This is a genomic window from Halomonas sp. BL6, assembly GCF_006228115.1.
GTDB lineage: Bacteria > Pseudomonadota > Gammaproteobacteria > Pseudomonadales > Halomonadaceae > Vreelandella > Vreelandella piezotolerans.
On record NZ_VDGL01000002.1, the window covers coordinates 357,254 to 381,806 of the forward strand.

Consider the following 24,553-nt stretch of genomic DNA (forward strand, 5'->3'; position numbering starts at 1 on the left):
GGTGGACGGTTAATTGATTGGGGTGTGAACGGTGACCAGCTTGGTACCGTCGGGGAAGGTGGCCTCCACCTGCACTTCATCGACCATCTCCGCCACGCCCTCCATCACGTCGTCGCGGGTCAGGATCTCGCGGCCGTAACTCATCAAATCGGCCACGCTCTTGCCATCCCGTGCGCCTTCCATGATCTCGAAGCTGATCAGCGCCACGGCTTCGGGGTAGTTGAGTTTCAGGCCGCGCGATTTGCGGCGTTCGGCAAGCTGAGCCGCGGTAAACAGCATCAGCTTGTCTTTGTCTCGTGGGGTTAACTCCATAGGGCTGCTCTCCAGCAGTGCTCGAAAGATAGATTCAGGTTAGCCAAATACGCGGCGTGTGCGCCTTGCGCTCGATCCAACGGGGCCGCAGTAGGTGCCAGGCCTGCTCACACAGCGCCCAGGCCTCATTTCGGGATGCACCTAAATAGCGCAATAGCAGTACGCCATGGCGAACGGTCACCGCCCAGCGGGAGTTGCTCGGCAGCGCTTCACGCAATGCTTCAATAGCCGCAGCGGCATCGTCGATGCCCACCGCCCAGAGCGTGGCCTGCACCGTTGCGCCGCCTTGGCCCCAGCGGCCCACAAAGCGTGGGTGCCCGGGGTCGAGCGGCTGGCGTTCAAGCCACAGCGGTTTGCCATCCAGAGTCAAGCGAAAGTGCTGCTCGATGCGCCCGGAGACATAGGGCAGGTCGCTTGCCGGGCGGCCGAGGGCCATTACCTCCCAGCCTAAGCAGCGGGCTCGGCCCTGTAGCGCGATATGGGTGCGCTGAGTGCCCTTTGAGCCATCGAACGCGATGGTTTCCTGGGGCAGCCACTCCAAGGCGCCGCCCTCTTCGACCGTCAGCTCGGTGTTCTGGGTCCAAGCCACACCTTGGCTGTCAGCTTTGTAGAGCTTGTTGGCAGCGGGGGTGGTGAGCAGCGCGTGTGCGCCGCGCTCGACATGGGCACGAATGGTCAGCGCATCGCCGCTCACCAGCCCCCCGGGCGGGTGTAGTACGTATACGTGGCACGCCTCATGGCTGCCCTCTGGATAGAACGGGCGCTGCACCCGTAACGGTCCTTGGTGGCGCGCCTGCACTAGCCGGGTAACACCATCGCGATGGGCAAAGCGTAGCGCCAGCGAGGCGGCCCAGCGGCGCTCGGCATCGAAACGGTGGCCTGAATCGGCGGCGGGTGGGGCAAGTTCGCTCAGCATCATGGGGCGCTATCGCTTCCTTGTGGATACATCATTGCCTTACGAATGCAAAGAGTGCGCCAAAATGGTGAAAGCGTGGTATCGGCGCTGCGCAGCCACCCACATCGCGGTCTACCTCTACCGACATGCGTTTCATTACCGCTCTCAAGCACCAAAAAAGAGCACCGCCATCCGATATTGCACCAAATAGTCTCAATGACCGAAGGCGTCCTTCGCGGCAATACACCACAGCGTTCATATACGGCACTGAGTGCGCTGCTCACGCGTCAAGCTGTACAATTCTCTCTCTTTAAGCCGCTTACAAAGCATAGTGTGAGATGCGACCTTTCCGCTCGGCAAATTCCATGGGGTACCGTGTAGCGCTCTACTTGGCGTTCGCGGCGCTCTTTCTGGTATTTGCCGGGCCGCTCCTCTCGCAGTTTCAAGCGCAGGGCCACGCTACCGCGCATGCCCATGGCCAGCATGCCACGCATTCTACGACGTCGCCCGCCCCGTCGCCGCACGACCATGATCCGCTCCACCGCTGGTATCACCCCTGTGATTATTGCGGCTTATGGCAGCATACGCCGACCGCCCCTCAACACTTACCCGCCATTGGCAGCACGGCATTTCCATCGCGTACACCCCTGCCCTCGGTGTTCGCTTCGCGCGCTGCAGTGTCACGTCACTATCCCCACGCTCACTCCCGCGCCCCACCGTCGCCACGCCTCATTTAACGCACCGATCTTTCCCCTTTGCCACCCCATGACGGGCCACCCCATAACGGGTGTGGCTAACCACTTATTTTGCCCGTGACGTCGCTGGTACGCCCGGCGCGGCGCCACGGGCACTTGGAGCGTTGTATGACGATGCCGTCTTCCCAGGTGGCGCGCAAAGCGTCACTCGATCTGTATCGCGCCGTTTGGCGCTGGCACTTTTATGCAGGCCTGTTAGTCCTGCCTTTTTTGATTACTCTGTCGCTGACCGGAGCGCTTTACCTGTTCGATGACGAGCTGGATGGCCTCATCCACTCCGATCTCAAGCGCGTGGAGGCACAGCAGGACGTGCAGCTACCCGCAACGCTCGTGAGCGCCGCGCTGCAGGCGCACCCCGGCACGGCGGTGAAGTACACCTCCCCCACCACGCCGGAAAGCTCGGCTGAAATTACCGTCAATGCCCTTAGCGGAGAACGGTTGGCCGTCTATGTGAACCCGTACACTGCCGAGGTGCTGGGCTCGCTGGATGACCGGGGCACGGTGATGTGGACCGTGCGCTACCTGCATAGCTTTAAATTTTTCGGGCAAACGCCGCGCAAGCTGATCGAGATGGCCGCGGGCTGGTCGATCTTGCTGGTCGCCACGGGCATCTATCTGTGGTGGCCACGCAAAGGTAGCGGCGGCGTGGTGCGCGTGCGCGGCAAGCCCAAAAGCCGCGTATTCTGGCGCGACCTGCACGCGGTGCTGGGGCTCTTTGTCGGCGGGTTTATCGTCTTTCTGGCCATTACCGGCATGCCGTGGTCGGGGGTGTGGGGCGCGCAGGTGAATGAGTGGGCCAACGGCAATAACTTTGGCTACCCGTCCGGCGTGCGTGTTGAAGTGCCGATGTCCAACGCCTACCTGAGCGACCAGGGCAGCACGAGCTGGTCGCTGGAGCAGGCGCAAGTGCCGGAATCGACACCGCCCGCCGCGCCCACCCCGCGCATTGGGTTGAACAACGCCGTGGCGCAGCTGGAAGCGCTGGGCTTGCAGCAGGGCTACACGGTCAACCTACCTACCACGGCCGCCGGGGTGTACACCGGCTCGATTTATCCCGATGACTTGTCCCAGCAGCGCGTGGTCCACCTCGACCAGTACAGCGGCAAGCCGCTAATCGATATGCGCTACGCCGACTACGGCCCGCTCGGTCGCTGGCTGGAGTTTGGAATTAATGTACATTTGGGGCAGGAGTTTGGGCTGATCAATCAGCTCGTGCTGCTGGCGGTGTGTATCGCGATCATCGTGATGTGCGTGGCGGCCGGTGTGATGTGGTGGAAACGCCGTCCTTCGGGGGGCATGGGCGTGCCGCCCTTGCCCACTGATAAGCGCGTGTTTCGTGGGCTGATCGCCATGTTAGTGATAGGCGGCGTGCTGTTTCCGCTCGTTGGGGCGTCGCTGCTCGTGATGCTGATCATCGACTGGCTGATCGTGCGGCCATTGCAAGAGCGCCGCCCCGCTCGCCAAGGCTAGCGGGGCGGTAGACTGACGCGGCGGGCTGCTTAGTGCGCCGCGTGATTATGGCCATGACTATGACCACTTTCATGGTGGTGACCCTCTGGAGACTCCCCTACGGGCAGCACCCGAAGCTCGATCTCCATCGGCTCGGCGTGTTGGAACTCCAGCGTCACGGGGACGGGCTCACCCTCGACGATGGGTGAGTCCAGTTCCATCAACATCAAGTGCAAGCCGCCCGGCGCGAGCGTCACGCTCCCACCTGCCGGTAACTCGATGCCACCGGGCAGGGGGGCCATGCGCATCACATCGCCGTCCATCTCCATGATGTGAATCTCGACACGCTCGGTGACCGGACTGGTCGCTCCTATCAGCATGTCGTCGCCATCGCCGTGATTGGTAAGGGTGACGAAGCCACCGCCCGCCCCCGCTCCCGGCGGCGTGGCACGGGTCCAGGGTTGCTCCGCTTCGATAGCGGAGTGCCCTGCCATCGCCTCAGAGGAATCGCCACCGTGATGGGCCGCCAACAGCGGGGTACTCATCATCAACAGTGCTGTAAGTAGCGTAGCGCGCATCGACATGGTGTTCTCCGTAGATAAATGACCGAAACAAGGCAGACAGCGATATTACTCAGTGGCAGCGGCCACCACCACCCGGTCGCGCCCACTGCGTTTCGCTTGGTACAGCGCTTGGTCGGCACGCTGCATCGAGCGCTGGTAATCGGGGTGACCATCGTGCAGCGTGACACCGATACTCACCGTGACGTTCAGCAGCGTATCGGCAGCGGCCAACATCGGCTCTTTGGCCACGGCGTGGCGCAGCCGCTCGGCAAACAGGCGGCTACCGTCTTGGTCCGTATCCACTAGCACGATCAAAAACTCTTCACCGCCCATGCGGAACACGTAGTCACCGCCCCGGGTCGAGCGGTCGAGAATGCTGGCCACCTGCTGCAGCACATGGTCGCCCGCGTCATGGCCGTGGGTATCGTTGATCGCCTTGAAGTGATCGATATCCACCATGAGAAGCGCAAAACACTTTTCCGAGTGGCGCGCGATCTCTATTTCACGGTTCAGCACCACCGAGAGGAACTTGCGATTGAGCAAACGCGTCAGGCTATCGCGGCCTGCTTCGAGCCCCGAGGCGCGATCCAGAACGTCATCCAACAGCATCAAGATCGTGCGAGCCGCATCGCGAATGCTGCTCAACGCGGTCAGGCGACGCTGGCTGTCTGAGTCGCCTAGCTGGGCGAGCCACTCCTCGTCCACGCGGCGAACATGCCGTGAAATGGTGGTAATTTCCGGCGCGCCCTCAAAGGCGTGACACGCCTTGTGGTGATACCAAAGCCCAAACTCGGAACTGGCTAATCGGGGTAAAGCCGTCGTTGCCTGCTGCGCAGCGACGGCAAACATCAGTGCGTTTTCCCAATCGAGCAGCGCCGAACGCTGCCGCTCGCGCTCATCGCCGATGCTCTGGGTCAAAGAGAACAGCTTATAGGCTTCTTCGGTGCGGGTATTGCGATTGTTGGCCACGGAGTAGGCGTGGCTCATGATTTCCATCGCCATATCGATATGATCGGACACATACACCGCCGCCTCGCCGGAGGAGAGTTCCGCCCCCAGGGTAGCGTGAATGTGCGCATACAGCGCCTGCTTCAACTGTCGCGCGCCGTTGAGCACTAAATTCACGGGAATATCGATACGCGCATGCACTTGGCCAACCTTTTCCTGCTGCTCGACCAGCGATTCGAAATCCGCATGCTCGACGGCAAACATAGCACTGAGCCAGCGCTGCATGGAGGGGTGCAGCCGGTTTTTTACCTGCTCATTGGAGAGAAACAGCGACGCGTGGGGGTCTTCCAACATCACTTGATAAAAATGATCGGCAAAGATATCGCGGCGGGATTCCACCAGCGTCTCCACCGCCTGGCGAAGCGCCACCGGCGTGCGCTCCAGGAGTGCCTGCCACTCGGCAGCGAGCTGATGTTTGTCTTTATAACGCATACCCCACCCAACGATTGTTGTTGAAACTGGCCATGTTACACATAAAACGCAGCGCCAAAACCTACTCAGCGCAGGGTTTTAAGCAAAAAGCCCCCTCTTTTCTACATGAAACGAGAGGGCTATTAGAGTGTGCTCAGTAAACAGGAAAAGAAAGGTTAAAGGGGGTGTGGATAACTCAAACCGTCAAATGCTGCTTGATCAGCTCGTTGGAGAGTTCGCTGATCTCGCCTTTGGCCACCGGACGGCCGCGGTCCATGATGACGAAGCGATCGGCGTATTTGCGGGCAAAGGGCAGCTTTTGCTCGACCAGCAGCACCGTCAGGCCGTCCTCTTTGATCAGTTGGCGAATCACCTGGCCGATTTGGGCGACGATATTGGGCTGAATGCCCTCGCCGGGCTCGTCCAGAATCAGCAGCTTCGGTTCGATCACCAGCGCGCGGCCAATGGCAAGCTGCTGCTGTTGCCCGCCGGATAGGTCACCGCCACGGCGGTGCTTCATCTCCTTGAGCACTGGAAATAGCTCGTAGATGCGCTCGGGAATTTTCTTCAGCCCGTCGCCTCGGGCGGCCAAGCCGGTGCGCAGGTTCTCCTCCACCGTGAGCAGCGGGAATATCTGCCGCCCCTGTGGCACGAAGCCGATGCCCAGTCGCGAGCGCGCTTCCACGGCTTTTTTGGTGAGTTCGATCTCGCTGCCGTCGCCCTGGTAGCGCAGCTGGCCACTTTTCACCGCGACTTCGCCCATGATGGCTTTCATCAGGGTGGTTTTACCCACCCCGTTGCGGCCCATCACGCAGGTGCACTGCCCGGCGGGCACGTCTAGGTCTAAGTCCCACAAGGTGTGGCTCTCGCCGTAGAACTGGTTGAGCTTTTCAATGGCTAGCATCAGGCGCTCTCCTCTTCATCCGACCCTAGATACACCTCGACCACTTTAGGGTCGTTGGAGACCTGATCCATGCTGCCCTCGGCCAGCACGCTGCCCTGGTGCAGCACGGTCACCTTGCGCGCAATCGAGCGCACGAAGCCCATGTCGTGCTCTACCACCACCACCGACTGCTTGCCCGCCAAGCCGGTGAGCAGCTCGGCGGTGCGCTCCATCTCCTGCTCGGTCATGCCCGCCACCGGCTCATCCACCAACAGCAGACGCGGGCGCTGCATCAACAGCATGCCGATCTCCAGCCACTGTTTTTGGCCGTGGGAGAGGATCCCGGCGGGCTGAAAGCGCAGCTCGGTCAGGCCGATGGTTTCCAGCACGTCGTCGATGCGGTCTTTGATCTCCCCAGTCATGCGGGCGGTCAGCGTGGGGAAGATGCGCTTGTCAGCGGCCATCGCCAGCTCCAGGTTCTCGAACACGCTGAGCGCTTCGAACACCGTGGGCTTCTGGAACTTACGGCCAATGCCGAGGCTAGCAATGTCTGGCTCGTTCATTTGCAGCAGGTTGTGGCGGCTGCCGAACCACACGCTGCCCTCGGTAGGCCGCGTCTTGCCGGTGATGATATCCATCATGGTGGTTTTACCGGCCCCGTTGGGGCCGATGATGCAGCGCAGCTCGCCGTCGTCGATGGTCAAGTTCAAGTTGTTGATCGCCTTGAAGCCATCGAAGCTGACGGTGACGTCTTCCATATACAGAATCGGGCCGTGGCGCACGTCGACCGGCGAGGACTGGGTCGCCATGAAATCGAACACCCTATCCCGCGCTTTTAGCGATTGTAATAGGCTCATGCGGTGGCCTCCTTGGGTGGGTGATCCTCCTCTTTACGGCGCTTTAGGTGGCCTAACAGCCCCGCTACACCTTTCGGCAGCAGCACCGTGACCAGCACGAACAGCGCACCCAGGGCGAACAGCCAGGCGTCGGGCATGATGCCGGTGAAAATGGTTTTGGCGTAGTTGACCAAAATCGCGCCGATCACCGCGCCGTACAGCGTGGCCCGGCCACCCAACGCCACCCACAGCACGATTTCGATGGAGAACAGCGGCGAGAACTCGCTGGGGTTGATGATACCCACCTGCGGTACATAAAGCGCCCCGGCAAGGCCTGCCAGCATGGCCGAGACCACGAACACGAAGAGCTGGAAGCGCTCGACGCGATAGCCTATGAAACGCGTGCGCGCCTCGGCATCCCGCGTGGCCACACAGACCCGGCCCAGCTTGCTGGTGACGATGGCGCGGCAGAGGATATAGCCCAGCGCCAGCGCCACGCCGGTGGCAATGAATAGCCCCAAGCGGGTGGCGTCGCTACGCAGGTTGAAGCCCAGCAGCTCGCGGAAATCGGTCAGGCCGTTATTGCCGCCAAAGCCCATCTCGTTGCGGAAGAAGGCCAGCATCAGGGCAAAGGTGAGCGCCTGGGTGATGATCGAGAGATACACCCCCGTGACCCGCGATCGGAAGGCCAAAAAGCCGAACACCAGCGCCAGCATCCCCGGTGCCAGTAGCACCATGGCAAAGGCGAACCAGGCCATGTCGAAGCCGTGCCAGTACCAGGGCAGGCTGTCCCAGTTGAGGAACACCATGAAGTCCGGTAGGACCGGATGGCCGTAGGTGCCGCGATCACCGATTTGGCGCATCAGGTACATGCCCATGGCGTAGCCGCCAATGGCGAAAAACGCCCCGTGGCCCAGGCTCAAGATGCCCAAATAGCCCCACACCAAATCCACCGCCACCGCGAGCAGCGCGTAGCTCAGGTACTTACCGAACAGGTTGACGGTGTAAGCGTTCACATGCAGCGGATGCCCCTGGGGCACCGCCAGATGCAGCACGGTGACCAGCACCAGGGCGCTCAACAGGACGCCGAGGAAAAGTTGCGTGGCCCGCTCACCGAACGGGCGTGTCAGCCAGAATTGACTGGACGTCGATTGCATCGTCATCACTTAGCCCTCCGCAGCCCGGCCCTTCTGCGGGAAGAGTCCACGCGGGCGTTTTTGAATGAATAGAATGATGAACACCAGCACGATGATCTTGGCCAACACGGCACCGGCCCAGGGCTCCAGCACCTGATTGATCACGCCCAGCGAGAGCCCCGCCACCAGCGTGCCCCACAGGTTACCCACGCCGCCGAATACCACCACCATGAACGAATCGATGATGTAGTTCTGGCCGAGGTTGGGTCCCACGTTGGTGAGCTGGGAGAGCGCCACGCCCGCCAACCCCGCCACGCCCGAGCCCAAGGCAAAGGTCATGATGTCCACGCGAGTGGCACGAATGCCCATGGAGCGTGCCATGGCGCGGTTCTGGGTGACGGCACGCACTTCGAGTCCTAGTCGGGTGCGGCGCATGATCAGCATCAGCGCGGCAAACACCACCAGCGCAAAGCCCAGCACGTACATGCGATTGAGGGTCAGCGAGAGCGCGTCGTTGATCACCAGCGAGCCGCTCATCCACTCCGGCGTCACCACGGTGCGGTTGAGCGGTGAAATGACCGTGCGCACCAGCTGCTGAAGAATCAAGCTGATACCGAAGGTGGCCAGCAAGGTTTCCAGCGGGCGGCCTTTGAGGAACTGAATCACACCCCGCTCGATGGCAATGCCTACCAGGGCGGCCACCATAAAGCCCGCCGGAATCGATAGAATCAGCGCCAGCCCCGGCTGGCCCGGCAGCAGCTGCTGCATCATCCAAGTGGTGTAAGCGCCCAGCATCATCAGCTCGCCGTGGGCCATGTTGATCACGCCCATAACGCCAAAGGTAATCGCCAGGCCAATGGCTGCCAGCACCAGCACCGAGCCCAGGCTCAAGCCGAAGTAGAGCGTCTCCAGGCCGCGGTTGATCTTGAGTTGCTGCTCAATGCCAGCCAGCGCCGCTGTTGCTGCATCGGCAACAACAGCGTCGTCGCTGTTCGCCGCACGGCCCAGCGCCACGCGAGCTCGCGGGTGTAGGCTGCCGGTGAGGGCTTCTACGCCTGCCATCTCACCCTGTTCCGCGCGGTATATCGCCACCGCTTGCGCCAAGCGTGTGCGCACGTACTCATCTTCTGCGTCGGCAATCACCGGTGCCAACGTCTCGGCAAGCTCGCCGTCCACTTCACCCAGCAGACGGTCGGCGGAGGTGCGGCGGCGCTCGACGTTGGGGGAGTAGAGATCCACCACGGCAATGGCGCTACGCAGCTGGTTACGCAGCGCATTGTTGATGCCGATGCGGTCCAAGTCGCGGCGAGACATGTCGCCCAGCGGCTCGTTGGTCAGCGCATCGGCCACCGGCCAGTCGCGGCCGCGATTATCCAGCACCAGCACGAAGCGGCCATCGTCGGTGCGCTGCAGGCGGCCATCCAGCAGCGCCTGCAGCCAGTCGCGGGCGCGCTCGTCGTCGCTTTGCAAAATGGCGGTAATGGCGTCGCCTTTATCGCGGTAGGAGTCCACATCCAGCGCTGTCAACAGCGCGAGGGCTGCTTGGTCATCGGGGGTCGAGGAGCTGCTTTGTGCCTGCGCCGTCAAGGCGGTGCCGAGTAGCATCAGACACAGTAGCCCCAAGGAAAGGAAACGCCTCATGGGGTTCTTCCTTTGGTGATCGAAGAGGGGAGATAGCGTGCTCCCCTACTGCACCGATAAACAGGCACAGTAGGGGCAAGGATTGCCCGGCGAGCGTTATTCGGCGAGCGCTGCTTCGGCTTCTTCTGCGGCGGTGCTACCCCCGCACGAGCCGTTCACAACGTTGAAGTTGCCGCACTCCATGGGCTTGCGCCAATCGGCGATCAGGTCGCGGGAGCCCGGTAGGTAGTCCGACCACGCATCACCGGCCACGGTAGAGGGCGTTTGCCAAACGATATCGAACTGCCCGTTATCCTGAACTTCACCAATCAGCACTGGTTTGGTGATGTGGTGGTTGGGCATCATCGCCGCATAGCCGCCGGAGAGGTTCGGCACGGTCACGCCGATAATCGCGTCTTTCACCGCGTCCACGTCGGTGGTACCCGCTTTACGCACCGCTTCGGCCCACATGTTGAAACCGATGTAGTGCGCTTCCATGGGGTCGTTGGTCACCGACATCTCGTCACCGGTATGCTCGATCCAGGCATCGATGAAGTCGTAGTTGGCGTCGGTATCCACGCTCATGAAGTAGTTCCAGGCGGCCAGGTGGCCCACCAACGGCGCGGTATCGATACCGGACAGTTCCTGCTCGCCCACCGAGAAGGCGATGACCGGAATGTCGGCGGCGTCGATACCCTGGTTAGCCAGCTCGCGGTAGAACGGCACGTTGGCGTCGCCGTTAATGGTAGAGATCACGGCGGTGGGCTTACCCTCTTCGCCAAAGCGGCGGATTTCGGAGACGATGTTCTGCCAATCCGAGTGGCCGAAGGGCGTGTAGTTGACCATGATGTCCTCTTCCGCCACACCGTGCTCATCTTTCAGGAAGGCTTCTAAGATGCGGTTGGTGGTGCGCGGGTAGACATAGTCGGTACCGATCAGCGCGAAGCGCTCGATGCCCACTTCGTTGATCAAATACTCCACGGCAGGAATGGCCTGCTGATTAGGGGCAGCCCCGGTGTAGAAGACGTTTTCCGACGACTCTTCGCCCTCGTACTGCACCGGGTAGAACAGCAGGCCGTTGAGCTCTTCGACCACAGGCAGCACCGCTTTACGGGAGACGGAGGTCCAGTTGCCGAAGATCACATCCACCTCTTCCTGGGCCAGCAGCTCACGGGCGCGTTCGGCAAACAGCGGCCAATTGGACGCAGGGTCGACCACCACGGCCTCTATCTGACGGCCCAACAGGCCACCGGCCTCGTTCTGCTGCTCGATGAGCATTTCCACGGTGTCTTTCAGGGTGGATTCACTGATGGCCATGGTGCCAGAGAGCGAGTGCAGAATACCGACTTTGATGGGGTCGTCATCTTGGGCGACCGCTTGGGCGCTCGCGCTTATAACGGCGGCGGTGATCAAGGCAGTAGCGAAACGGCTAAGGGTACGAGGGTGTGTCTTGCGCTGCAGTGTGGTCACTTGAACCTCCTTGCGCCCCTTATGGTTGGGGCTCGTGTTTGGGGTACCGCGGCCAAGCGTTGTCGTTATCGAGGCGACGGAGCACTTGGTGCGTCCACTCGTGGGTAGCGAGTTGCTGCTCGTTCTTCACACGTCGCTCTACACACTGCAAGGGGTGCGCCAATGTGGAACAAAGACCATGATTAAAAACACAATCAACCACTTAGCCGTATACAAAAAACATGCTCCAGGCCACTTAGCACCAAAATAGCGCAATACAGTAGCGCGCATGCACGGTTGTCATGCACCAACAAGATGCTTTGCACCACAGGCGGTGATATAGCATAAAAAAAAGCGTCCTCGCAGACGCGAGGACGCTTTAGGGTTCCGCCATAGCGGGTCAGTTAGCAGCGGTGGCCGCTTTGTTGCGCCGCTTTTTGAGCAGCGGCAGCCCCAGCGACAGCACCGCAATCACCAGTAGCGCCAGCGAGATGGGCTTGTCGATGAAGGTGGTCCAGTCACCGCCGGAGATCTGCAGCGCCCGGCGCATGGACTCTTCCATGATGTTGCCGAGGATCAGCGCCAGAATCAGCGGCGCGGTGGGGAAGCCAAACAGACGCATACCCAAGCCCAACAGGCCAAAGCCCAGTAGCAGCAGCAGATCGAACACGCTGAAGCTCATGCCGTAAACGCCGATCATGCAGAAGATCAGGATCATCGACAGCAGCAGCGGGCGCGGCAGGTCGAGGATTTTGGCGATCAGCGGAATCAGCGGCAGGTTGAGTACCAGCAGGAAGATGTTGCCGATGTACATACTGGCAATCACGCCCCAGAACACGTCTGGGCGCTGCTCCAGCATCATCGGGCCAGGCGTGACGCCCATCACCAGCAGCGCGCCCAACAGCACCGCCGTCGTGCCGGACCCCGGCACCCCCAGCGTCAGCAGCGGTACGAACGAGCCGGTACACGCGGCGTTGTTGGCCGCTTCCGGCGCGGCCACGCCTTTGATGTTGCCTTGACCAAAGGTGTCGCCATCTTTCGCCAGGCGCTTCTCCATGCTATAGCCCAGGAAGGAGCCAATGGTGGCGCCCGCCCCCGGCAATACGCCGGTAAAGAAGCCCAGTACGGAGCTGCGGCTGATGGGGCCAGCGATCTTCTTCACTTCGCCACGGCTCAGCTTCAGCGAGCCGATCACGTTGCGTGGCACTTCTTTACCACCGCCGCCGCGTAGCAGCATGTAGAACACTTCCGCCAGGGCGAAGATACCCAGCGCCACGACCAGGAAGTCGATCCCGTCGAGCAGCTGGATCGAGTCGAAGGTAAAGCGCTCGGTGCCGGTTTGCGTGTCGATCCCGACGATCGAAATCATCACGCCGACGACCGCCGCAATCAGGCCTTTGACCAGCGACTTGTCCGACAGTGATACGACCGCCGTCAAGCCCAGCACCATCAGGGCGAAGTACTCAGCCGGGCCAAAGCTCACCGCCACTTTGGAAAGCAGCGGGGCCACCAGCATCAAAAAGATCACCGACACCGTGCCGCCGATGAAGGAGGCGTAAGCGGCAATGGCCAGCGCCTTACCCGCCATGCCCTGCTTGGCCATCGGGTAGCCATCGAAGGAGGTAGCCACCGTGCCCGCCACGCCCGGGGCGTTGAGTAGGATGGAGGAGGTCGAGCCGCCGAAGATGGCGCCGTAGTAGACCCCGGCCATCAGAATCAACCCGGAGGAGGGCTCCATGGCAAAGGTAATCGGAATCATCAGGGCCAGCGCGCTGATCGGCCCTAGGCCGGGCAGCATGCCGATGATGGTACCGGCAAACACACCGGCAAATACGTAGGCGATATTGATGGGCTCTAGCGCGATGCCAAAGCCGTACATCAGATTGTTCAAGGCATCCATGGGAGTGTCTCTCGTTAAAGCCTGCTAAGCGTGCGCTTGCACACCTGCTTAGAACGGCAGTAAGCCGGTGGGCAGATAAACATCCATTACCCGCGTCATGGTCAGGTAAAGGGCCAGTACCACGCCCAGCGACGCCGCCAGGTTGACGCCATGGCGTCGATAGCCGTAATAGGCGGTCAACCCCACGCTCAGCAGCGTGGAGGCCAGCACGAAACCCAGCGGCACCAGCAAGAAGGCATAGGCGGCAATGGCCAGTGCCGTCACGATGACGCGTGCCCAGGGAGTGAATAGGAGCGGACCTCGGGTGGCCTCATGGTCGATCTCATCGGCCCCAGCGATGGCACTCGGCTTCTCGAAAAACAGTAGCGCAGCCAGAATCAGCAGCGACACACCCAGCACTTTGGGGAAGAGGTCCGAATCCACTGGGCGCGGCAGAGGGAACGTCGGAATTTGCCAGGCCATGGCCAAGTAAACAGCCGCCACTAGCGCCAGCACGAGCGCTAGCCACTGGTTGATATTCAATCGAGTCATTGGGATTTCTCCGAAGACACCAGCGCTGACGCGCTGGCTCTCGCGGTAACAGATAGACGCATCCGGCGGCGCTTGGCCGCCGGCGTATCGCTAACGGGTGTTGGCGCTTATTGGCGCAGCAGGCCCAGGTCGGTCAGCACGCTGCTGAACTGCTCTTGCTGCTCATCCAGAAAGGCGCCGAACTCTTCGCTATTCTGGTACGCATCGATCCAGCCCAGCTGGTCGCTGGCTTCGCGCCATGCGTCGGTTTCGAGCATGTCAGCAAACAGCGTTTCGTAATATTCGACCGCCTCTTCCGGCATTTCTGGCGCGCCCATCACACCGCGCCAAATGTCGAAGGTGTAGTCGTAGCCCTGCTCTTGGTAGGTGGGCACGTCGGCCAAGCCGCCGCCCAGACGCTCTTCGGAGGAGACGCCCAGCGCACGCAGTTGGCTGCCTTCGCCTAACTGACCCACCGCTTCACCGGCACCGCCGATCACCGCTTCGATGTGGCCGCCCATCAGGTTGGTCATGGCATCGCCACCGCCGGAGAACGGAATGTAGTTCACTGCAGACGCTTCCATTCCCGCTGCCGAGGCCAGGCCCGCCATTGAAATGTGATCCATGGAGCCAGGCGCACTGCCGCCGCCTACGCTCAGGCCGGGGTTGGCTTTGAGTGCTTCGAACAGGTCATCGAGGGTTTGGTACTCGGAGTCCGCCGCCACCAGGATGATGGAGTAATCGGTATTGATTCGCGCGATCGGCGTAAAGTCGGTGTGGTCATAGCGGGAAGCGCCTGCCAGCGGCACCAGAATCATCGGCGGGCTGGTGGCAAACAGTTTATGCGGGTTGCCGCTATCACGGGCGACCTGGGCCCACGCCACTGCGCCGCCGCCGCCGGGTACGTTGATGGCCGCGAAGCTTTCGTCTGCCAGAGACTCCTGCTGAATCACGCGGGACATGGTGCGTACCAGCGTATCCCAACCGCCGCCGGGGTTGGCGGGGGCGATGAATTCGATGGACTTGCTCGGCGTCCACTCCTGCGCTTGGGCAGCGGTCGTCATGGCCAGGGCCGCCATCGGCAGGGCCAGCACGGCGATGCGCTTCAAGGAAAGCGTAGTCATTGGCGTTCTCCACGTTTTTGTTCAGGCGTTATTGTTCAAACGGTGTTTTGGTGGGCGCGGTTTGTTGTGTGCGCCGAACGAACCAAAAGCACGGCTAACCAGCAGCGCTTGGCACTCGATGATTAGCTTTGTGTGGTTACGCCCTGAACGTTAGAAGAGTGCCACCCTCCTCGACAAGCTTATGGCCATTAACGACAAACTGTTCTTTTTGTGCGTTTTGTTCATTTTGTTCACGCTGTGCTGCTCATAGCGTTTCCAGCCATCCTTTGGCGGCGCTCAATAGCCGATAGCGCCGCTCGGGACGGCCTACATCGCCATAGCCCAGCTCGGCACTGACGGCCTGCTCGGCGACCAAAAACTCCAAATAGCGACGCGCCGTCGAGCGGCTCGCCCCCATGGTGCGCGCCACCTGCATGGCCGTGAGCGAATCGGACTCGCAGGCCAGCGCGTCTACGACCCGACGCAGCGTCAAGCGGTCGATACCTTTGGGCAGCGTTCGGCTTGCCGTGCGCGTGGGCTCGCTGGGCGTCATCCGGGACAGCACGTGATCCAGTTCGTCCTGGCTCATTTCCGCGCGATTGGCCAGCGCCTCACGCTCACGGCGAAAGCGGGCCAGCATCTGGTTCATGCGGGTCGCTTCGATGGGTTTGATCAGGTAGTCGAACACGCCGCCACGCAGCGCTTCGCTGATGGTTTCCACCTCTTTGGCGGCGGTGACCATGACGATGTCCACATGAACATGATCCCGTCGGATAGCCCAGAGTAGTTCGAGCCCCTCCACGTCGGGCAAGTAGGCATCGAGCAAAATGAGCTGAATATCGGCGGCGTGCTGTGCCATTAGCGCCTTGGCTTCGCTGCCGTTGCGCGCCATGCCGACCACGTAAAACCCTTCGCTCTGCTCGATGAAGGCGCGATGGATATCGGCAATGCGAAAATCGTCTTCGACGACCAAAATGCCGTATTGCGTCGTAGACATGCGGTGTCCTCTTATTATCGTCGTGTGCTCGTCATGAAGTCAGGGAAGAGTTGGCGGAGTCTGCGCATAGCGCGCGATCCAGCACGGCGATGAAGCACGCCCCCCCCAGCTCACTCTCCTCCAGCGTCACCGCACCGCCATGCTGACGGCAAAGCCTGGCCACCAGGGCGAGACCAATACCCCGGTGTTTGCCGGTCTTGGTGGAGAACCCGTCGACGAAGATCGACTCGGCATGCTCGGCGGGCACGCCGGGTCCGTTATCTTCCACTTCGATGAGCAACTGCTCGCCAAGATCGGTAAAGAATAGCCGCACCTGGGGCTGGTCACCGTGCGGCCCGTTGAGGGCGGCGTGGCAGGCGTTATCCAACAGATTGCCGACCACGCTCATCATCACTTCCTGGCCCGTTGGGGTCAGCGGACAGGAGAGCGAACTCTGCTCGTCGATCTCCAGCGCAACGCCCAGCTCGCGGGCACGGGTGAGCTTGCCCAGCAGTGTACCGCTCAGTACGGCATCCGCCACGTGGCGCATTAAAAAGCTCATTTGCGCCTGGGCACGCTCGGTTTCCTGGTGAATTAGCGCCAGCGCCTCCTCGATGCGCTGAAGCTGCAGCAGTCCCGAAATGGTGTAGAGCTTATTGGAAAACTCATGGGCCTGGGCGCGTAGCATGTCCACATCGCGGCTCGCCTGGGTCAACGCTTGAGAGAGGTCGATGATCTCCCGACGGCTGCGAAAGGTAGCGACGGCCCCCTCTATTTCGCCTTCATGCACAATCGGCACGCGGTTGACCACCACCGGATGATCGCCGAGCCACATCTCCTGGTCGAACTCCTGCTCACCGCGCTTCAAGACTTCCAGTAGCCGCGAGTTGGGCACCACCTCCCGAATGGGCTGGCCTAACAGCACATGCTCGTCGGGCAGCGCCAAAAAGCGCCGTGCCTGCTGATTGACCAGGGTGATATGGCCCTCTCGATTCACCGCAAGAATACCTTCGTGAATCGACTGCAGAATGGCCTCTTTCTCCATGGCCAAGCGAGCGATTTCATAGGGTTCCAAGCCTAAAATGATCTTCTTCAAATGCTGTGAAAGCCAATAAGCACCCGCGAAGCCCAACACGATCATGAGCGCCACGAGGGCCCAGCCCAGACTGGTGTAGCGGGCAACGTCCATATCGACCCGTTCGAGCATGAAGCCCACCGATACCACGCCGATGATATTGCCCTCTTCGTCCCATACCGGTGTCTTGCCACGCATGGCCGTGCCGAGCGTGCCGGTCGCTTCCGAGACATAGGACTGGCCATAGATCAGCGCCTGCTCGTTATCGCCGCCTACCATGGGCTGGCCGATCCGTTCGGGAACGGGATGGGAGTAGCGGATAGACTGGGCATTGCCCACCACCACATAGCGCGCGCCGGTCTCATGGCGCACGCGCTCGGCGAGCGGCTGAATGATGGCAGAGGGGTCAGACGTCGCAAACGCGTTGACGATCTGCGGCATCCCGGCCACGGTCTTGGCCACCGCCAGCGCCCGCTCGCCCATTTGATGGGTGATGATCTCGGCTTTGCGGTGGTTGAGATACGTGCCCTGGGCCAGCAACATCCCCGCCAGCAGCAGCCCCACCAGCATCATGACTTGCAGGCGAAAACTGCGTTTGTACCAGCGGCGCTTGGCACGAGTGCGGCGCCAGCGCTGTAATTCGGCCAGTGTTCGGGGGCGAGGAGCAGTCATAACGGAACTCATGGTGCGCGACCGCGTCATTATGGCACGCAGCGCCTAATGGCCGTTAGTCGTTGCGCTGCTGCCTCACTGTGCTTATATAGCAGCCTCTTAACGACTCTACGCTCAAGGAGGAGTGTCGTGCGACACCTATTTTGCTCCCTGATGTTTGGCACCACGCTCCTGTGGACAACCGGGGCCATAGCTTATCCGTTCTACGCTCCGCCACCGCCCAAAGAGGACTCGCCGGTGTTCAGCGGCGACGCCGAGCTCGGCTTTACCCACCTGTCGGGCAACACCGATAGCCAAACACTGATCGGCAAATCGCGTCTGACCTGGCTGACCGGTCAGTTGACCCATTCGCTGCGAGGGGAAGTGCGTAACGTCAGCAAGGATGGCGAAACCAGCGCGGAGCAATATCTGCTCGCAGGGCGTGAACGCTACGACTTTAGCGGGCCGCACTACCTGTTTGGCTTTGCCCGCTGGGAGAAGGACCGTTTTGCCGGTTACGACCAGCAGCTCTCGGTGATTGGCGGCTATGGGCGACAGCTATTGGAGAGTAAGCGCCATACGCTATCGCTAGAAGCAGGGCCCGGCTATCGCAACGACCGCCTGCGAGATACGGATAACGAGCAGCTCGCCGTCGCCTATACCGCGCTGGATTACCGCTACCGATTCTCTGAATTCGCCGATCTCGCCCAGGAGATGTCGGTGGAGTACACCGAAGCCAACACCACCGCTCGCTCGCTGACCTCTCTCACTGCCCGGCTGAATGCCAAGCTGTCGCTGCGACTCTCTTACGAAGTGAAGCACAACTCTCAACCGCCCGAAGACGCCAGCGAGCGCACCGATACCACCACCAGCGCCTCGCTGCTATATAGCTGGTAAACAGCAGTGGCTGCTAGCGGTTCTGCCCTCGGTGAGCCCAACCGGTCATGCGCTTTTCCAACAGCGCGAACAGCTCGTACATCACCATCGCCATGGCGCTGATCACCAGCAATCCGGCGAACACCAAGCCCATGCGCATCTGTGAGCCAGCGCTCATCATCAAGTAGCCAATGCCTTGGTTAGACGCCACGGTTTCCGACACCACCGTGCCCACAAACGCCAGGGTGATGGCGATTTTTAGCGAAGCAAAAAAGTACGGTAGCGAGCGCGGCAGGCCCACCTTGAGCAGCACGTCGATACGCCGCGCACCCAATACGCGCAACACGTCCTCCATTTCCGGCTCCAGCGTCGCCAGCCCCGTCGCCACGTTCACCACGATGGGAAAGAAGCAGATCAAAAACGCGGTGAGGATGGCGGGCACGGAACCGATCCCAAACCAAACCACCAGAATGGGCACGAACGCGACTTTTGGGATGGCGTTGAAACCCACCAAGAGCGGGTAGCAGGCGTTATAGAGAAAGCGTGACGATCCCACGATGAAACCCAGCACCAGCCCCACCACGACCCCCAACCCAAAACCAATCAGCGTGGTCCAAAAGGTTTGCCAGGAGTGCATGGCAATCGGCCCGGAATACGTCATCAGCGCCTGCAGGGTGTCCAGCGCACTGGGAAAAATGAAGCTCGGTACGTTGAAGAGCCGTACGGAGGCTTCCCAGACGGCCACGAGAACGGCCACAGCGATCCAGGGCGCGAGCCGTTCAATCAGCTTGCTGTTATGGGTCATGTTCATATCCGTTAGGTGCTGCGCACGTCGCCAATCTGGGCGCGTAAGTCCTGCACTAGGTCGATAAAGGGCTTTTCGTAGGTGGTTTCCAGCGCTCGCGGGCGAGGCAGTTCGATACGGCGCCGTTCGATGACGCGGCCGGGGCGGCGGCTCATGACGTAGACCGTGTCGGCCAGGAACGCGGCTTCGCGGAGATCGTGGGTCACCAGCACGACGGTAAAGCGCTGGGCTTCCCATAAGTCCCGCAGCACGCACCACAGCTCTTCGCGGGTAAAAGCGTCTAGCGCGCCAAAGGGCTCGTCCAACATCAGCAGGCGCGGCCAATGAATCAGCGCGCGGCAAATGGAGGCCCGCTGCTGCATACCCCCCGAGAGCTGCCAGGGATACTTATCTTCGTGCTCGGCCAAGCCAACCGTGGCAAGCAACGCCCGCGCCCAGCCTTTGAACTCCTCGCGGCGCTGCCGAAACTGCCGCCGATACGGCTCGACGATCTCCAGCGGCAGCAGCACGTTATCCAGGGTAGTACGCCAGGGAAGTAGATTGGCGTTCTGAAACGCCATGCCCGAGATCTTCAGCGGTCCGGTCACGGGTGCATCGTCCACGCGCACGCTGCCCTGGGTCGGCGCGTGCAGCCCGGTACATAGCTTCATGAAGGTGGATTTACCGCACCCGGAGGGCCCCACGAAGGCGACGAACTCGCCTTCGTGGATAGCGAGATTGATATCCTCGATGGCGTTGCCGGTGCCATCATAGGCCAGGCTTACGTCATCGAAACGGACAAACGCTGCCGACATCACTCGGTCTCCGATAGCAGCATGCGCTCTTCTACCGGCGGCAGGTAGCGGGAATCGAACACTTGATCGGGCGACGGCAGCGTCGGCAAATCATAGGCATCAGCGACCAGTTGAATCGCCTGCATCAAGCGCTCGTCATCCACGCCGCCTACGCCAAACTCGCGGGCATCCGGGGTGTCCACCACGCTCTCCAGCGCCAGTTTCAAACGGCGGGTCTCCATCTCCACATCGATCAAGCCATCGCGGTTTTTCACGTACTCGATGGCGGCGTCTGGGTCGGCCAGCGTTTCTCCTAGCGCACGGTTAAAAGCACGCAAAAATCCCTGAACCGCCTCGGGATTGTCTTGGGCAAAGGCTTCGCTAGCCAATATCGCGTTGCCGTAGAGCGGCACGCCATAGTCAGGGAACGGCATGATGGTCAGATCCTCTTCGCTCATTCCCCGCTCTTCCAGGTTCAGCAGGCTGGTGAAGTAGAACCCGGTGATGGCATCTACGTCGCCACGGGTCAGCAGGGTTTCCCGTAGCGTGGGGTCGACGTTTTGCCACTCCACGGCATCGGTTTCTAGCCCGTTGGCAGCCGCGAAAATGCCCCAGGCGCGGTAGCCGGTATCGAAGGCGGGCGCGGCAATGGTTTTGCCTGCAAGATCGGCGGGGCTTTCAATGCCGCTCTCTTTGCGGGCAAATACCGCCGCTGGCGTGCCGTCATAGACGATGTAGACCCCCTGGATGCCAGGGCCTTCGGGATTTTCGGCCAGGAACTCGATCAACGCGTTCAGGTCGCCAAAGCCCATTTCGTAGGCGCCTGACGCCACCCGATTCACCGCACCTGCCGAGCCGCTGCCGGAATCGATCTGCACGTCCAGGCCTTCTTCGGCGAAATAGCCCTTTTCAGCCGCCATCAAGAACGGTGCAGCGGGGCCTTCGAATCGCCAGTCGAGCTGGAAACGGATAGGGGTCATGTCTGCCAGAGCGCCCATCGGCAGCAGCGATAGCGCTAAGCCGCCTAGCGTGCTGGAGATCGTGCTGGAGATTGAGCGGGGTGAAGCAGAACCAGGGCGTTGTGTCATGGCTTGAGGCACCTTGTATACAATGATGCCCTGCCCGTTGCAGCAATACTGCCATTTTTCGATTTTTACTATTTTTTCATAGCGTTATAGGGCTGCCGATAGCGGAAGGCGCTCCGTAAACGTTCAAAATGGTGCAATCACTTTGCGGCACGCACCATTTTTAAACATTTCCGCTCTAATCGTTAGACTTTGGTCTAATTCATCGGTACACTGTGCTCAGTTTCCTGTCCTCGCGCCATTCATTGAATGGCGCTTTTTTTTGTCCTGAAAATTTGTCCTGAAAACGGGCGGCGACGACGGGTATCGCATCCAATGCTCCTGGGCCGTTAAGTCGGCTCACGCAGCGGTTTGTTAAACTCGTGGTTCTGCTTCCGCATTTCTCCCTGCCACTCCCATCCATAGGTGTTCATCATGAACCAACCTCCTCGACACGCCGAGGGGTCTTCGCGTTTCTCCCTCGGCGATCCTATCGTGCTGCTGCTCAGCATCGGCTTTATCGTGGCGTTTCTTGGGCTCTCGTTTTATGACATCGAACGAGTCGCCAGCTCGATTAGCGCAGGCTTCGCCTGGACGGCCCTCGTCCTGGGCAGCTATTTCCAACTCCTGCTGTTACTGACGTTTTTCATTGCGATGGGCGTGGCGTTGACGCCCGCGGCGAAAGCCAAGATCGGTAACCTCGATGCACCCGAAATGAGCACGTTCAAGTGGCTTTCGATCATTCTGTGTACCCTGCTAGCCGGTGGCGGCGTGTTTTTTGCCGCAGGCGAGCCGGTGTATCACTTCGTCGTGACACCGCCTGCGTTCGATACCGAACCGGGCACCGCCAACGCCGTTGCCGGTGCGTTGGGTCAATCGTTCATGCACTGGGGCTTCATGGCCTGGGCCGTGCTGGGCTCGCTCACCGCCGTGGTGCTGGCCCATGCGCACTACGTAAAAGGCCAGCCGCTTCAGCCGCGCACGCTGCTCTACCCGGTGTTGGGCGAGCGCTTGATGCGTGGCCCGCTGGGCAGCATCGTGGATGCCTGCTGTGTGATTGCTCTGGTGGCGGGCACGGTCGGCCCCATCGGCTTTTTGGCCACGCAGGTGAGCTTTGGCTTGCATGAGTTGTTTGGTCTGCCGGAGGGCTACACGGGCCAGCTCATCATCCTAGGCGTATTGGGCGTTATCTATGTGCTCTCTTCCATGAGCGGCGTCCACAAGGGCATTCAGCTGTTGAGCCGTTTCAACGTGCTGCTGGCGCTGGCCATCGGCGCCGTCATCATCGTATTCGGCCCCACGCTGTTTTTGGTCAATACCTATCTGTCCAGTATGGGGGCCTATATCAGCGAGTTTTTCACCATGGCGACGATGACCGCTGAAACCGCCCCGGCGTGGTGGATGCAGTGGTGGACGGTGTTCTTCTTTGCCTGGTTCATTGGCTATGCGCCGCTGATGGCGATCTTCGTGGCGCGCATTTCACGGGGCCGCAGCATTCGCGAGATGATCGTGGCCGTGGCGGTGCTCGCCCCGATTGCCACCACCGTGTGGTTTACGCTGCTGGGCGGTTCGGGCATCTATTACCAGCTCACCGGTGTGATCGACCTCAGCGAAGCGCTCAACAACTTCCAATTCGACGTGGCGACGCTCACGGTGGCCCAGGCGCTGCCCGGCGGCACCTGGATGGCGCTGGCGATTCTGCTGCTAACGACGATTTTCGTGGCCACTACCGGCGATTCGATGAGCTATGCCATTGCCGTCGTCGGTGCGGGACACGATGCCCCCAGTCCCTACATGCGCGCTTTCTGGGGCATTGCCATGGCGCTGATGGCGGCCGTGCTGCTGTACATGGGCGCAGGGCAAATCAGCGCGCTGCAGCAGTTCATCGTGATCACCGCGATCCCGGTGTCGCTGATACTGCTGCCTTCGTTATGGAACGGGCCGCAGGCGGCTTATGCCATGGCACGGGAACAGGGCATCATCGACGAACGCTGATCGGCGGCTCGTCGTTATAGCCCCTCCAGCAGCCGCAGAATCAGCTGTGGCTGCTGGTTGACCCGGGTCAGCATGGCGATACCCACCTGTTGTAGCAGTTGGGCACGAATCAGATTGGAGACTTCTTGCGCGTAGTCGGCGTCTTGGATACGCGACTGGGCGGCGGAGGTGGTGATGATGTTGGTATTGAGGCCGTCGATGACGCTCTCGAAACGGTTCTGTACCGCGCCAAAATAACTACGCTGACGATCGACCTGCTTCATGGCCTCATCCACGACATCCATCGGGTTGGGCGTGGCCGAGCCATCGTCCAATACGCTGAAACCGTCCATGCCCAAGGCCTGGCGCCCCATTCCCGAAAAGCGCACGCCAATCACATCTCCGGCGTTGGCGCCCACCTGAATGTTGAGGGTTTTATCGCTCTCGACCAGCCTGATGCCGTTAAAATTACTCTGCCCAGCGACGCGATCGATCTCCTCCAGGCGCTGGTCGATTTCCAACTGAATAGAGGCAAGATCGTCTGACGAATTGGTGCCATTGAGCGCCTGAACGCTCAACTCGCGAATACGCTGCAGGCTGTCGTTGATCAGGTTCAGCGAACCTTCGGCAGTTTGCACCATGGAAATTCCGTCATTGGTATTACGGATCGCCTGGTTCATGCCGCGGATCTGCGCGCCCATGCGATTAGCGATGGCCTGACCCGCAGGGTCGTCTTTGGCGCTATTGATACGCAGCCCAGACGACAGACGCTCCATGGAGGTCTGCATCGCTTGTTGGCTCGTACGCAAATGGTTCATTACCAGTAGCGACGTGATATTGGTCGCAAGGCTGATCACATAAGTGACCTCGACGGTAAGCGCGAAGGCGCCGTTAGCATCGTTATCGGCCAATGGCCAAAAAACATGAGGCCTGCAGCATCGACGACACCTCACATGCTGGCGATGGCAGGGCTACGAGACGGGGCCTGCGCTTATGGAGCGCCCGCTGGCGCTCAATACCGCATCGACCGGGCCACGCACGTACTGATGCTTGAAGTAACCGTCGTCGACGATTTCACCGTCCCACGCCACGATGTCTAGATCCATGGTTCGAGGACCGGATTTGATCGGCCCGCGCACCCGTCCCAAGCGATCCTCGACCTCTTTCAGATAGGCTTTGAAGGCGTCCCGATCCAGCGCAGTGCGCACCACCAGCGCGGCATTGAGAAAATCGGGCTGATGTTGAAAGCCCACCGGCGACGTACGGACGGCGGACGAGCGGGCCACCAGCTCGCACTCGCTGCTCAAAATCTCCAGCGCTTGAGAAAAGTGGTGTTCGGGTTCGATATTGGACCCCACTGAGATCACGCACTCATGGTGCATGCTGCCGGTTGTTGCATGCGACGACGTTGATGACATAGCGACATTCCATAGATAAGCCGATGATGGTGTAACGAGGTCAAAACGCTTTCACACGGCCATGCACTCATCCAAAGGCCGATAGACGCAAGCAGGCTGCGTTTTCACAGA

General features: G+C 60.7%; 23 protein-coding genes. 4 read left to right on the forward strand and 19 right to left on the reverse strand.

The window, feature by feature from the left end; translation table 11 throughout:
• Nucleotides 1-9 precede the first annotated feature (9 nt).
• A complete protein-coding gene (gene ureA / locus FHJ80_RS05200) occupies nucleotides 10-312 on the reverse strand; it encodes an urease subunit gamma (protein WP_139525959.1) in 303 nt (100 codons plus the stop codon).
• A 34-nt stretch (nucleotides 313-346) separates the two neighbouring features.
• On the reverse strand, nucleotides 347-1,231 hold the full coding sequence (locus FHJ80_RS05205; RefSeq protein WP_139525960.1) for an urease accessory protein UreD: 885 nt from the start codon (nucleotides 1,229-1,231) through the stop codon (nucleotides 347-349).
• Nucleotides 1,232-1,572: 341 nt separating this feature from the next.
• Between FHJ80_RS05205 and FHJ80_RS05210 the strand changes: the two genes are divergently transcribed.
• Complete coding sequence (locus tag FHJ80_RS05210) at nucleotides 1,573-1,944, forward strand: DUF2946 family protein (protein WP_176558217.1); 372 nt, start codon at nucleotides 1,573-1,575, stop codon at nucleotides 1,942-1,944.
• 126 nt (nucleotides 1,945-2,070) lie between these two features.
• Entirely contained in the window at nucleotides 2,071-3,432 is a 1,362-nt protein-coding gene (locus FHJ80_RS05215) for a PepSY domain-containing protein (protein WP_139525962.1), read from the forward strand.
• Nucleotides 3,433-3,461: 29 nt separating this feature from the next.
• Here FHJ80_RS05215 and FHJ80_RS05220 read toward each other — a convergent pair whose 3' ends face one another.
• The 12 genes from FHJ80_RS05220 to FHJ80_RS05275 form a co-directional block, all read right to left on the reverse strand.
• Nucleotides 3,462-3,995: a copper chaperone PCu(A)C gene (locus FHJ80_RS05220; protein ID WP_139525963.1), complete on the reverse strand. Its 534-nt coding sequence runs from the start codon at nucleotides 3,993-3,995 to the stop codon at nucleotides 3,462-3,464.
• A gap of 45 nt (nucleotides 3,996-4,040) precedes the next feature.
• The gene (locus FHJ80_RS05225) at nucleotides 4,041-5,414 is read right to left on the reverse strand and encodes a diguanylate cyclase (RefSeq protein WP_139525964.1); all 1,374 of its coding nucleotides are present in this window, start codon (nucleotides 5,412-5,414) and stop codon (nucleotides 4,041-4,043) included.
• 175 nt (nucleotides 5,415-5,589) lie between these two features.
• Nucleotides 5,590-6,297 (reverse strand): urea ABC transporter ATP-binding subunit UrtE, encoded by a 708-nt coding sequence (gene urtE / locus FHJ80_RS05230; RefSeq protein ID WP_139525965.1) that lies wholly within the window; start codon nucleotides 6,295-6,297, stop codon nucleotides 5,590-5,592.
• The gene (urtD, locus tag FHJ80_RS05235; protein ID WP_139525966.1) at nucleotides 6,297-7,133 is read right to left on the reverse strand and encodes an urea ABC transporter ATP-binding protein UrtD; all 837 of its coding nucleotides are present in this window, start codon (nucleotides 7,131-7,133) and stop codon (nucleotides 6,297-6,299) included. The genes urtE and urtD overlap by 1 nt, the downstream gene beginning before the upstream one ends.
• A complete protein-coding gene (urtC, locus tag FHJ80_RS05240) occupies nucleotides 7,130-8,275 on the reverse strand; it encodes an urea ABC transporter permease subunit UrtC (RefSeq protein ID WP_139526239.1) in 1,146 nt (381 codons plus the stop codon). The genes urtD and urtC overlap by 4 nt, the downstream gene beginning before the upstream one ends.
• 3 nt (nucleotides 8,276-8,278) lie before the next feature.
• Nucleotides 8,279-9,889 (reverse strand): urea ABC transporter permease subunit UrtB, encoded by a 1,611-nt coding sequence (urtB, locus tag FHJ80_RS05245; protein ID WP_139525967.1) that lies wholly within the window; start codon nucleotides 9,887-9,889, stop codon nucleotides 8,279-8,281.
• Between the two features lie 96 nt (nucleotides 9,890-9,985).
• Entirely contained in the window at nucleotides 9,986-11,338 is a 1,353-nt protein-coding gene (gene urtA / locus FHJ80_RS05250; RefSeq protein ID WP_139525968.1) for an urea ABC transporter substrate-binding protein, read from the reverse strand.
• 379 nt (nucleotides 11,339-11,717) lie between these two features.
• Nucleotides 11,718-13,217: a tripartite tricarboxylate transporter permease gene (locus FHJ80_RS05255; RefSeq protein WP_139525969.1), complete on the reverse strand. Its 1,500-nt coding sequence runs from the start codon at nucleotides 13,215-13,217 to the stop codon at nucleotides 11,718-11,720.
• A gap of 48 nt (nucleotides 13,218-13,265) precedes the next feature.
• Nucleotides 13,266-13,748: a tripartite tricarboxylate transporter TctB family protein gene (locus tag FHJ80_RS05260; RefSeq protein ID WP_139525970.1), complete on the reverse strand. Its 483-nt coding sequence runs from the start codon at nucleotides 13,746-13,748 to the stop codon at nucleotides 13,266-13,268.
• Between the two features lie 107 nt (nucleotides 13,749-13,855).
• The gene (locus FHJ80_RS05265; RefSeq protein ID WP_139525971.1) at nucleotides 13,856-14,851 is read right to left on the reverse strand and encodes a tripartite tricarboxylate transporter substrate binding protein; all 996 of its coding nucleotides are present in this window, start codon (nucleotides 14,849-14,851) and stop codon (nucleotides 13,856-13,858) included.
• Between the two features lie 244 nt (nucleotides 14,852-15,095).
• Entirely contained in the window at nucleotides 15,096-15,827 is a 732-nt protein-coding gene (locus FHJ80_RS05270) for a response regulator (RefSeq protein WP_139525972.1), read from the reverse strand.
• A gap of 31 nt (nucleotides 15,828-15,858) precedes the next feature.
• Complete coding sequence (locus FHJ80_RS05275) at nucleotides 15,859-17,553, reverse strand: sensor histidine kinase (RefSeq protein WP_139525973.1); 1,695 nt, start codon at nucleotides 17,551-17,553, stop codon at nucleotides 15,859-15,861.
• 153 nt (nucleotides 17,554-17,706) lie between these two features.
• On the opposite strand from FHJ80_RS05275, the gene FHJ80_RS05280 reads away from it, so the two are divergent.
• On the forward strand, nucleotides 17,707-18,429 hold the full coding sequence (locus FHJ80_RS05280; protein WP_139526240.1) for a YdiY family protein: 723 nt from the start codon (nucleotides 17,707-17,709) through the stop codon (nucleotides 18,427-18,429).
• Between the two features lie 13 nt (nucleotides 18,430-18,442).
• Here FHJ80_RS05280 and FHJ80_RS05285 read toward each other — a convergent pair whose 3' ends face one another.
• The 3 genes from FHJ80_RS05285 to FHJ80_RS05295 are packed head-to-tail and all read right to left on the reverse strand — an operon-like array spanning nucleotide 18,443 to nucleotide 21,074.
• Complete coding sequence (locus tag FHJ80_RS05285) at nucleotides 18,443-19,213, reverse strand: ABC transporter permease (protein ID WP_139525974.1); 771 nt, start codon at nucleotides 19,211-19,213, stop codon at nucleotides 18,443-18,445.
• 11 nt (nucleotides 19,214-19,224) lie between these two features.
• Entirely contained in the window at nucleotides 19,225-20,007 is a 783-nt protein-coding gene (locus FHJ80_RS05290) for an ABC transporter ATP-binding protein (protein WP_139525975.1), read from the reverse strand.
• Nucleotides 20,007-21,074 carry an ABC transporter substrate-binding protein gene (locus FHJ80_RS05295; RefSeq protein ID WP_139525976.1) on the reverse strand — a complete coding sequence of 356 codons (1,068 nt, stop codon included), beginning with the start codon at nucleotides 21,072-21,074 and terminating at the stop codon, nucleotides 20,007-20,009. Before FHJ80_RS05295 ends, FHJ80_RS05290 begins: the two co-directional genes overlap by 1 nt.
• A 411-nt stretch (nucleotides 21,075-21,485) precedes the next feature.
• Between FHJ80_RS05295 and FHJ80_RS05300 the strand changes: the two genes are divergently transcribed.
• Nucleotides 21,486-23,045 (forward strand): BCCT family transporter, encoded by a 1,560-nt coding sequence (locus FHJ80_RS05300; RefSeq protein ID WP_139525977.1) that lies wholly within the window; start codon nucleotides 21,486-21,488, stop codon nucleotides 23,043-23,045.
• A 14-nt stretch (nucleotides 23,046-23,059) separates the two neighbouring features.
• On the opposite strand, the gene FHJ80_RS05305 is transcribed toward FHJ80_RS05300, so the two are convergent.
• Both FHJ80_RS05305 and folK read right to left on the reverse strand, forming a co-directional pair.
• Nucleotides 23,060-23,881, reverse strand: coding sequence for a flagellin (locus tag FHJ80_RS05305; protein ID WP_139526241.1), 822 nt, complete (start codon nucleotides 23,879-23,881; stop codon nucleotides 23,060-23,062).
• 114 nt (nucleotides 23,882-23,995) lie between these two features.
• Nucleotides 23,996-24,442: a 2-amino-4-hydroxy-6-hydroxymethyldihydropteridine diphosphokinase gene (folK, locus tag FHJ80_RS05310; protein ID WP_168444476.1), complete on the reverse strand. Its 447-nt coding sequence runs from the start codon at nucleotides 24,440-24,442 to the stop codon at nucleotides 23,996-23,998.
• Between the last annotated feature and the right edge of the window lie 111 nt (nucleotides 24,443-24,553).